The organism is Paractinoplanes durhamensis, assembly GCF_016862175.1.
In the GTDB taxonomy this organism is placed as follows: domain Bacteria; phylum Actinomycetota; class Actinomycetes; order Mycobacteriales; family Micromonosporaceae; genus Actinoplanes; species Actinoplanes durhamensis.
In genome coordinates this window covers 35,603-45,201 of record NZ_BOML01000081.1, presented here as the reverse complement: position 1 = coordinate 45,201, position 9,599 = coordinate 35,603, and the positions used below count along the sequence as shown (strand labels likewise).

At 69.1% G+C, this 9,599-nt stretch carries 9 protein-coding genes; 5 read left to right on the top strand and 4 right to left on the bottom strand.

Going from position 1 to position 9,599, the window contains the following annotated elements:
- Positions 1-907 precede the first annotated feature (907 nt).
- The 3 genes from Adu01nite_RS43845 to Adu01nite_RS43835 all read left to right on the top strand — a co-directional run bounded on the left by Adu01nite_RS43845 (position 908) and on the right by Adu01nite_RS43835 (position 2,532).
- Positions 908-1,087, top strand: a complete 180-nt coding sequence (locus Adu01nite_RS43845) for a hypothetical protein (protein WP_203735312.1) — start codon at positions 908-910, stop codon at positions 1,085-1,087.
- Positions 1,088-1,361: 274 nt separating this feature from the next.
- Complete coding sequence (locus Adu01nite_RS43840; RefSeq protein WP_092549981.1) at positions 1,362-1,739, top strand: ArsR/SmtB family transcription factor; 378 nt, start codon at positions 1,362-1,364, stop codon at positions 1,737-1,739.
- Positions 1,740-1,857: 118 nt separating this feature from the next.
- Positions 1,858-2,532: a class II aldolase/adducin family protein gene (locus Adu01nite_RS43835; protein ID WP_203735311.1), complete on the top strand. Its 675-nt coding sequence runs from the start codon at positions 1,858-1,860 to the stop codon at positions 2,530-2,532.
- Between the two features lie 142 nt (positions 2,533-2,674).
- On the opposite strand, the gene Adu01nite_RS43830 is transcribed toward Adu01nite_RS43835, so the two are convergent.
- From Adu01nite_RS43830 to Adu01nite_RS43815, 4 genes are all read right to left on the bottom strand, one after another.
- On the bottom strand, positions 2,675-3,499 hold the full coding sequence (locus tag Adu01nite_RS43830; protein WP_203735310.1) for a DedA family protein: 825 nt from the start codon (positions 3,497-3,499) through the stop codon (positions 2,675-2,677).
- Positions 3,500-3,594: 95 nt separating this feature from the next.
- Positions 3,595-6,069 carry a polynucleotide kinase-phosphatase gene (locus tag Adu01nite_RS43825; protein WP_203735309.1) on the bottom strand — a complete coding sequence of 825 codons (2,475 nt, stop codon included), beginning with the start codon at positions 6,067-6,069 and terminating at the stop codon, positions 3,595-3,597.
- Positions 6,066-7,433, bottom strand: a complete 1,368-nt coding sequence (locus Adu01nite_RS43820; RefSeq protein WP_203735308.1) for a 3' terminal RNA ribose 2'-O-methyltransferase Hen1 — start codon at positions 7,431-7,433, stop codon at positions 6,066-6,068. The genes Adu01nite_RS43825 and Adu01nite_RS43820 overlap by 4 nt, the downstream gene beginning before the upstream one ends.
- 46 nt (positions 7,434-7,479) lie before the next feature.
- A complete protein-coding gene (locus Adu01nite_RS43815) occupies positions 7,480-7,662 on the bottom strand; it encodes an Rv3202a family protein (protein ID WP_203735307.1) in 183 nt (60 codons plus the stop codon).
- 280 nt (positions 7,663-7,942) lie between these two features.
- On the opposite strand from Adu01nite_RS43815, the gene fbaA reads away from it, so the two are divergent.
- The gene (fbaA, locus tag Adu01nite_RS43810; protein ID WP_203735306.1) at positions 7,943-8,968 is read left to right on the top strand and encodes a class II fructose-bisphosphate aldolase; all 1,026 of its coding nucleotides are present in this window, start codon (positions 7,943-7,945) and stop codon (positions 8,966-8,968) included.
- 104 nt (positions 8,969-9,072) lie between these two features.
- Positions 9,073-9,594 (top strand): hypothetical protein, encoded by a 522-nt coding sequence (locus Adu01nite_RS43805; protein ID WP_203735305.1) that lies wholly within the window; start codon positions 9,073-9,075, stop codon positions 9,592-9,594.
- Positions 9,595-9,599: the final 5 nt, after the last annotated feature.

Here is a 9,599-nt window from a genome sequence, read left to right as displayed (position 1 = left end):
TCCGCGCCGGGCCGTCCGCGCCGGGCCGTCCGCGCCGGGCCGTCCGCGCCGGGCCGTCCGCGCCGGGCCGTCCGCGCCGGGCCGTCCGCGCCGCGAGTGTCCGGGTTGAAGTTCGGGAGTGTGAGGAATCTTCGGGATTGGCGCGTCCGAATCGGTTGGCTGCGGTGTGTCTGATCTGACATTTGGGCTGCCGGCCGCGCGGAGGGCTCGGCGATGTTCGGAGGGCCGGGGACCGTGGTGAGATCCGCGCATCGGCTGATCTGACGTCGGTGGGGCGTCCAAGCCGGAAACAGGCGATGCGAAGAGCCCTCGGAGATGGCCGCTGAGCGTCCGTGCCGGGGGTGTCCGGGGTCTCGGGCTACCCCTCGCTCGGCGTCCGCTTCGGTGGCTTTTCGGAGGCGGCCGCGGGTGCCAAGAGACGTCGGTGTCGGAACCGTCGGTAGGCGCCGATGAGTCCTAGCGGTATGAGAGGTCTTCGGAACTCGGCAAGAGGGGCCCTCCGAAGAGGGGTCCGGCGATGGAGTTACAGGTCACCGGGTGTCTCGTATCGACAGCCGTGTGTCACCCGAACGGGTAGATTTGTCCTCAGGCGACGTCCCTCTATCGGCTGTCCGGGTGGAAGTCGGCCAACCGGTCGGTGGGTGTTTTTCGCTGGATGGGTAAACGTCAGTTCGCGCGATTCACAGGACCTTCTCAGCGCCACGACCGGGTGATCTGTTGGGCCGCCGGCATGTGACCCCGGACATAGGAGCTTTGAGCTGCGTCGATGCCTCAGGGAAGGGGCGAAAGGGACTGATGCCACTGTTAAGTTTATTTTCAGAGGGGCCCAATGCTGTGCGTCAATAGTTCCGTTCCGCCCCGCCGGGGCGAAAGGTACGAGTTTCGTTCCAGCAAGTACGCTCGATGCATGGAAGCACGCCACGACCTGCGTAAATTCATCACTGAATTGTCCGTCGCGCAGCGTGGTGCCGTGCTTTCATCGGGTCGTGAAGTTCTCGTGCCGAGCCGCCTCGGCCGAGGGATCGCGCAGCGTGGCGAGATGACGACGGCGAGGTGGGTGCGTGCCTCTAGTTGTACGGATCAGTGACCCGAATCAGATCGACGAATTGACAATGTGGGGCTCCTCACCCTGGGGGCGGGGATCGAGAGCCCGACGCGCACGGGCAGCGACCAGACGGCGGCTGAGGCGTTGCAGGAGGCAGAGACCGAAGTCGGTACGCCGAGAAAGGTCGATCGGGAGTTCGGGTAGCCGGATCTCCCCACGATCGACCGACAAGGTGATCGATATCGGCCTTACGGCCTGAAAGTTAGCCGGTTCGTTCCTGCGCACATGCAGGAGAATCGATGCAGTTGGTGGAAGGATGGAGATCGTGGGAACTGCGTTGGCGGAAATGACAATGCCTCAGATCTCGCCGCTAGCCGGCGAGCCAATTGAACGTGCCGACGCCGAGCGGCTCGCGGGAGTGCTGAAGGCACTCGCCGACCCGGCCCGGCTGCGGCTGCTTAGCCTCATCCAGTCCGCAACGGACGGCGAGGCGTGCGTCTGCGACCTGACGGCCCCCCTGGGCCTTTCGCAGCCGACCGTGAGCCACCACCTGCGGATCCTGACGGAGGCCGGCCTCCTCGAGCGTGAGAAGCGGGGCGTGTGGGCCTACTACCGGCTCGTCCCGTCGGCGATCGCGACAATCGCCGACCTTCTGACGCCGCCGCGTAAGCGGGCTACGAAGAAGGCTCGCTGACCGCTCGCGCAAGCGAAGCCAAAGCGGATATGCCTGGCGTCACCCGTCATGGGGGCGTGACGCCAGGCTGATGTCCCCTCTCCCTCCAGTCCACCCCCCGGACCCGAGGAGCAAATGGGTGAACTACGTTCCGGGTGACCTGCGCGACCAGCTCGCGCACGTGGGCTACGACGTGGTCCAAGCCGGCCTGGTCGCCGGCTCGGGCGGCAACCTGTCCGCGCGGATTCCCGACGAGGACGCCATCTGGGTGACCGCGAGCGGTTCCTGGCTCGACCGGCTCAGTCGTAGCACTTTCACATCCGTACACATCTCTGATGGCTCTTTCGCGTCGATCGGCTCCCTGCCGCCGCCGCGCCTGGAGCCGACCAGTGAGCTCGCCCTGCACCTGGCGCTGTACCGGGCCCGCCCGGACGTCAACGCCGTCGTGCATCTGCACCCGCAGACTGCCCTGCTGCTGGACGCGTTGGGTGAGCACATCCGGATCGTCACCACCGACCACGCCTATTACCTGAGGCGGGTCTCCACGGTGCCGTTCCGGCTGCCGGGCAGCTCCGAGGTCGCGGCGCTGACCGCGGCCATGGCTGCCGACGGCACCGACTGCCTGGTGCTAAGCCACCACGGCTGCGTCGTCGTGGGCGACTCGATCGAGCTGGCCCACAAGCGGGCCCGCAACCTCGAAGAGGCAGCCCAGCTGACCTACCGCGCCCTTGCGGCCGGTCGCCTGGAAAACCTGCGCGAGTGCCCCGAGGAGTTCCTGGACCGCCTGTCCGGCTCCGCCGCGGTCTCTGTCTAGAAGCCAACGAAAAAGGCCGGCCCGCTCGGGCCGGCCTTTCGGTATTTCTGGATCAGTGAACCTTTTCAACCTGGCATCGGGCCTGCGGTTCCGGTGCGATGCCAGGCGCCGGGCGCTGCCGCCCTGGCCACGTTGAAAAAGTTCAGTGCCGGCGGTGCGAGCGCGGCGTACGCGGCTGGTCGTCGTCGTCCTCGTCCCGGACCGCGTCGACCAGGCCGGCGATGCTCGCGGCCGCGACCACGCCGATCGCCTGGGACGGCTCCACCGAGTCCGAGCTCGCGGTCGGGTTGTTCTTCTTGTGCTTGCGCTCGCGGAGCATCTCGATGCCGATCGGGAGCAGCGAGATCAGCACGATCACCACGACGACCGGCAGGATGTAGTGGTCGATCTTCTCGCCGACGGCGTCGTAGATCTTCTGGGCCAGCAGGTGACCGACGATCAGGATGCCGTCGGTCCACAGGACCGCGCCGACCACGTTCCACACGAAGAACTTGCGGGCCGACATGCCGAGGGTGCCGGCGACCGGGTTGAGGAACGTCCGGACGATCGGGATGAAGCGGGCGAGCACCACGGCCTTGGCCGGGCCGAACTTCTCGAAGTAGTACTCCGCCTTCTCGACGTACTCCTTCTTGAAGATCTTGGACTCGGGTTTGTCGAACATGCGCCGGCCGTAGCGCGCGCCGAGCCAATGGCCCAGCTGGGCGCCGACGATCGCGGCGATCGGCGCACCGATCAGCAGGCCGACGAACGAGATCCGGGTGTTGTCCCCGAAGAGCGCGTCGGCGACCGGGGAGGATGCGACACCGGCCAGGAACAGCAGCGAGTCGCCGGGGAAGAAGAAGCCGACCAGCAGGCCGGTTTCGGCGAACATGATCGCAATGACACCGAAGAGGCCGAACGTGTGAATCAGTTCGGTCGCGTCCAACGGGTTGAGTGCGACCGAATCGGCCAGTGTATGGATGTCCACGCTGTGCAGGGTACCGGCCGCTGAGCGACCGGTACCTGTACAGCTGCTGTGTATGAGCTATCCGTACGGCCGAAACACGCTGGGTGCTGCGGGCGTCACAGGCGCGGGTCGACCGGCTCCGACTCGGCCGCCAGGATGGCGAAGACCAGCTCGTGCACCCGCCACACCGGCGCGCCCTCGGCCAGCCGGTCCAGCGCCGCCAGCCCGAGCCCGTGCTCGCGCAGCGCCAGGTTGCGCTTGCGGCCCAGGTTGCGGTTGCGCAGCCGGCCGAGCTGCTCCGGCCGGGTGTACTCCGGACCGTAGATGATCCGCAGGTACTCCCGGCCGCGGCACTTCACCCCCGGCTGCACGAGCCGGCCCTTCGCGTCGGTGACGGCCAGGCCCGCGTACGGCTTGACCACCATGCCCTCACCACCGGCCGCGGTCAGCGCCAGCCACCAGTCGGTGGCCTCGGCCTCAGCCGAGGCGTCACTCAGGTCGACGATCATCCGCCGGGTCGGCGTGAAGATCTCCGCGTCTGCCGCGACCAGGCGGTCCACCTGCGCGAGGTGCCAGCCATGATCCTTGCTTGCGTACGACGTGCCGGCGCCCGCCAGCACCGCGAACGGAGCGAGCGTGACCCCGGTGAGGCCATCGGTCGGCCGGACGTAGGCCCGGTAGGCCGCCGAGTAGCCGTCGATCTCCGCCGACCGCAGCTCGATCCGGTCGCGCAGCCCGCCGACGTCGAGCCCGCGCGCCGCGACCTGGTCGAGCACGGCCAGCGCCGCCGGCAGGGCATGCCGCCCGGCCGCGCCGACCCCGGCGTAGTGCTCCCGGATCAGCCCGCCGGCCTTGGCCGACCAGGGCAGCAGCTCGCAGTCGAGCAGCAGCCAGTCGGTGTCCAGCTCGGTGAAGAGCTCGGCGGCGGCCGCCCGGACCCGGGCCAGCAGGGGCACGTCGAGCGCCGGGCCGAAGAACGGCCGGCCGGTCCGGGTCCAGATCGCGTCGCCGTCGCCGGTGCGCGACACCCGGACCACCGCCCGGGAACCCATGTGCTTCTCCTCGCACACGACCTTGCCGACGCCGACCCCGCGCAGGTCGGCGAAGGCGGTCGCCGGGTGCTCGAGGTAGCCGTCGAGGGTCGAGGTGGAACAGGGCGCCATGGTCGGCGGCAGCCAGACGAGCGTGGCCGGGTCGAGGGCGAACCGGCTCATCACCTCCAGGGCCGCGGCCGCGTTCTCGGCGTCGACGGTGGTTCGTCCGTACCCGTAATCAAGGTGTCGGCGACCGGTGACGTCGGCCAGATCCAGGCCTTCGTCCGGCTTTTCCGCGATAGCGGAGAGCGGACGCACCGGGGCGTAGTACTCCTGGGCGGCCGGAACCGAGACGAGCTCGCGGGTCGGCCAGCGCAGCGCGGTGAGCGAGCCGCCGAAGACACAGCCGGTGTCGAGGCAGATCGTGTTGTTGATCCACTCCGGCTTCGGGGTCGGGACGTGGCCGTAGACGACCGCGGCGGAACCGCGGTAGTCGCGCGCCCACGGGTAGCGGACCGGCAGGCCGTACTCGTCGGTCTCGCCGGTGGTCTCGCCGTAGAGCGCGAAGCTGCGCACCCGCCCGGAGGCGCGGCCCTGGTAGGCCTCCTTGAGGCCGGCGTGCGCGACGACCAGCTTGCCGCCGTCCAGCACGTAGTGGCTGACCAGGCCCTCGATGAACTCCTGCACCTCGGTGACGAACGACTCCGGCTCGCTCTCCAGCTGCGCAAGGGTCTCCGGCAGGCCGTGGGTGAGCTGCACCTGCCGGCCGTTGAGCTTGCGGGCCAGCTTCTGCTCGTGGTTTCCGGGCACGCAGATCGCGGTGCCGGCCGCGACCATGGCCATCACCCGGCGCAGGACGCCCGGCGAGTCGGGGCCGCGGTCGACCAGGTCGCCGACGAAGACCGCGGTGCGGCCCTCCGGGTGCGGGGCGTCGGCCCGGCCGGTGTCGTAGCCGAGCTTGCCGAGCAGGGCGACCAGCTCGGCGTGGCAGCCGTGCACGTCACCGATGATGTCGAACGGGCCGGTCAGCTCCCGCTTGTCGTTGTACAGCTTCTCGTAGCGGATCTCGGTCGCCGCGATCTCGTCCGGCCCGCGCAGCACGTGCACCTTGCGGAAGCCCTCGCGGGCCAGCGAGCCGAGCGAGCGCCGCAGGTCGCGGTGCATGCGGGTGAGCACCTGCCGGCCGAAGGTGCGGTCCGGCCGGGACCCGGTGCGCTCCCAGGCCAGCGCCTCGGCGACGTCGAGGACGATCGCGACCGGGAGTACGTCGTGCTCCCGGGCCACCTTGACCAGGCCGGCCCGGGAGTGCGACTGGAGGTTGGTGGCGTCCACGACGGTCAGCCGGCCGGCCGCGAGGCGCTTGCCGGCCACGTAGTGCAGCACGTCGAACGCGGCGGCCGAGGCGGACTGGTCGTTCTCGTCGTCGGCGACCAGGCCCCGGAAGTAGTCGGAGGAGAGCACCTGGGTCGGCTTGAAGTGGGTGCGCGCGAACGTCGACTTGCCGGATCCGGAGATCCCGACAAGAGCGACAAGCGCCAGCTCCGGTACGTCGATCATGAAGTCACCTCCGTAGTCGTTTCGGTGAAGATCGCCAGCTGAGTCGGTGCGCCGGTGGTCTCGTGCTCGTCGCCGACCGGCCGGAACTCGACGGCGTAGCCGTAGCGCTCGGCCGTCCGGGCCGCCCACGCCTGGAACTCGGCGCGGGTCCACTCGAAGCGGTGGTCCGAGTGGCGCATCCCGGTCAGCCCCTCGTAGTGGACGTTGTATTCGGCGTTCGGCGTGGTCAGCACGACCGTGCGCGGGCGGGCGTGCCCGAACACGCTCGCCTCCAGGGCGGGCAGCCGCGGCGGGTCGACGTGCTCGATGACCTCCATCAGCACGGCCGCGTCGTAGCCGCGCAGCCGGTCGTCGCGGTAGGTCAGCGCCGACTGCCAGATCTTGATCCGGTCGCGCTGCCGCTCGGGCAGCCGGTCCAGATGCAGTCGGCGAGCGGCCTGGTCGAGGGCCCGGGAGGACACGTCGGTGCCGACGATCTCGGTGAACCGGCGGTCCTTGACGAGGGCGGCGAGCAGCGCGCCCGGACCGCAGCCCAGGTCGAGCACGCGCGCGGCGTCGGCCTCGGCCAGGACGGCGAGCACCGCGTCGCGGCGCTGCTCGGCCAGCGAGACCTTGCGGGCCACCGGCAGTTCGGCCTCCTCGTCCGAGGTCGGCCCCGCGACGTCGAGCCGGGACAGCGCCGACTCGGCCAGGTGCCGGCGGTGCGCGAGGTAGCGGCGGGCGATCAGCACCTTCTCCGGGTGGCCGGCCAGCCAGCCCTCGCCGGAGCGCAGCAGCTTCTCGATCTCGTCCGGCGCCACCCAGTAGTGCTTGGCGTCGTCGAGCACCGGGAGCAGCACGTAGAGGTGGTTGAGCGCGTCGGCGAGCCGGACGGTGCCGGCCAGCCGCAGGTCGACGTAGTGGCTGTCGCCGCCGATCTCCGGCTCGAACGGGATCGGCTCCGCGGTCACCTGCCAGCCGAGCGGCGCGAACAGCCGGGTGGCCAGGTCGGCGCTGCCACGCAGCACCGGCACCCGGATCTCCAGCGGAATGGCCTCGGCGGCGAGCTCCGGCCGGTCCTTCGAGGCGCCGCGCAGAGCGCTGCGGAACACCTTGGCGAGGGCTCCGGCGAGCAGGCTCGATGCAGCGTACGGGCGGTCGTTGACGTATGCGCCGAGCTCGAACGACTCCTGCTGGGCGCGCAGTTGTGCCGGGTCCACGTCGAGCAGCAGCGCCGCCGTGCACCGATCCTCGGTCGCCTCGGGGTACATCACGTACGCCGTACCGGTGGGCACGTCGAAGGTGTGGACCTTGCCGGGATGCTTGACCAGGAGATAGCCGAGGTCGGTGGCCGGCGGGCGGGTGGTCGTCACGGTGAGCAGCACGCCATCCATGATCCGGCCGAGCCGCCCGCCGGGGCGACCGAATTGTTTAGCGGTAGTCGTCGTCCTCCAGGTCGACGACCCGGTTCTGCTCGCTGGCGTCCCAGTCGGGCGCCTCGACGTTGCCGGACGTCTCCACCCGGTCGTCGTCCCCCTCGAACCGGGTGCTGGCGCGCTGTTCGGCGGCGTCCGCCTCCGGGACCTCCAGGTCGATGTTCTCCGGGTACGTCATCCCGCGTTCCCCTCTCGCCGTCGTTGTGGCCGGGTCCCTCTCAGCATGAGCGCAAACCGGCCGCCGGGCGGGTCCAACCGATTGTCCTCCCCGCCGCGCTCGGCGATAGGGGCGTTGGTCCCGGCGTTTGCGCACGCTATGGGCCGTATGTCGGGCTACTGGAGCAAGTTTCGGGGCGGTTTCTCATCGCTCTTCCGGCTGCGGAATACTGCCTGGAGGAGGACAGCGCGGTCCTGCCCTCTGTCTTCCATACGTGTTGAAAACAGCAAGGAGCGCACCGATGCCTATCGCTTCTCCCGAGGTCTACGCCGAGATGCTCGACCGCGCCAAGGCCGGCGCGTTCGCCTACCCGGCGATCAACGTGACGTCTTCGCAGACCCTCAACGCCGCCCTGCAGGGCTTCGCCGAGGCGGGCAGTGACGGCATCGTCCAGATCTCGACCGGCGGCGCCGAGTACGCGTCCGGCCCGACCATCAAGAACATGGTCACCGGCGCCGTGGCGCTGGCCGAGTACGCCACCGAGGTCGCTAAGGCCTACCCGGTCAACATCGCGCTGCACACCGACCACTGCCCGAAGGACAAGCTGGACAAGTACGTCCGGCCGCTGCTCGCGATCAGCAAGGACCGGGTCGCCAACGGCCGCGCGCCGCTGTTCCAGTCGCACATGTGGGACGGCTCGGCCGTTCCGGTGGACGAGAACCTACAGATCGCCGAGGACCTGCTGGCCCTGGCCGCGGCCGCGCACATCATCCTCGAGATCGAGGTCGGCGTGGTCGGTGGCGAGGAGGACGGCGTCTCCGCCGCGATCGACGACAAGCTGTACTCGACCGTCGAGGACGGCCTGGCCACCGCGGCCGCGCTCGGCCTGGGCGAGAAGGGCCGCTACCTGACCGCGTTGACCTTCGGCAACGTGCACGGCGTCTACAAGCCGGGCAACGTCAAGCTGCGCCCCGAGGTCCTCAAGGAGATCCAGGACGCGGTCGGCGCGAAGTACGGCAAGGAGAAGCCGTTCGACCTGGTCTTCCACGGCGGCTCCGGCTCGCTGCTCTCGGAGATCCACGGCGCCCTGGACTACGGCGTGGTCAAGATGAACATCGACACCGACACGCAGTACGCGTTCACCCGCCCGGTGGTCGACCACATCTTCAAGAACTACGACGGCGTGCTGAAGATCGACGGCGAGGTCGGCAACAAGAAGGCGTACGACCCGCGTGCCTGGGGCAAGCTGGCCGAGAACGGCCTGGCCAAGCGGGTCGTCGAGGCCTGCGAGAACCTCCGTTCGACCGGCACCAGCCTTTCGAAGTAAGTCGTTCGGCGACGGCCGGTCCCCACTGGAGGGGACCGGCCGTCGTTCTCTTGGTGTGTTACTCACAGGTATGGGTACGATCGATCCCAGTTCACTGGAGGTTCATGATCGTGCTCGGTATCGAGGGCTATGAGCCCGCGTGGCACCACGACGCGGAAGCCCTCGCGGCGGTCCATCGCACCCGGTTTACCCGGCTCATCGGGCGGAAATTGCGATCAAGCTGGCTGATGTGGGATATGGCCGAGCGGGGCTGGTTCGCCGACGGCCCGGTGATTCTGGACTTCGGACAGTCGCATGTGGAGATTACTCACCGTAAGTTCGACGAGTGCGCGATCACCTGGAATCAGATCGATCTGAACGTGCCGATCGACTGGTACGAGCACTTCGACTGGCGGCCCGACCCGGTGGCGGCCCTGCGGCATGCGCGCGGCCAGATCCTGCGGGCGGTGAACGTGATCGAGCTGGTCACGGTGGCCGAGTGGCGGCCGCGCATCCTGCACGCGGTCGAGTTCCTCTTCGAGGGCGCCCGGATCGCGGTCTACAACGCGATGGACGAGAACGGGATCACCGACGTGCCGGAGGCCGAGCTCCCGGCCACGAACTGGCGCCGGGTGCACATCGCCTGACGGGG